Source organism: Pseudomonas sichuanensis (assembly GCF_003231305.1).
GTDB lineage: Bacteria > Pseudomonadota > Gammaproteobacteria > Pseudomonadales > Pseudomonadaceae > Aquipseudomonas > Aquipseudomonas sichuanensis.
In genome coordinates this window covers 1-292 of the sequence record NZ_QKVM01000164.1, presented here as the reverse complement: position 1 = coordinate 292, position 292 = coordinate 1, and the positions used below count along the sequence as shown (strand labels likewise).

Annotated in this window: 1 pseudogene; it reads left to right on the top strand. The window is 69.9% G+C overall.

Features of this window, described 5'->3' with window-relative positions:
• Positions 1-292: pseudogene (locus DM373_RS28565) on the top strand (hypothetical protein); the annotation flags it as partial.

Sequence of the window (292 nt, the reverse complement as noted above, 5' to 3'; positions counted from 1 at the left end):
CAGCCTGGCCGGCACCTTCCCCGAGCCGCCCAAGCCCGGCAAGGGCGCGCTGGAGCTGTTCAACCTGTACGCCAACACCAAGGGCATCAAAGCCGGCGACTACGAAGTCACCGATGCCCTGGGCACGCTGCTCAAGGGCACGTTGGACGGGCAGGGGTTCAAGGCTGTGTCCGGCGCAGCGCCAGGGCCCGCCTGGGTCAACTTCGGCCGCGATCCCTCGCCGCCCTGGGCGCCGAGCAGCTACATCGGCGAGGTCGAGTGGCCGGTGCAGGCCCCAGACCCCAACAGCCTA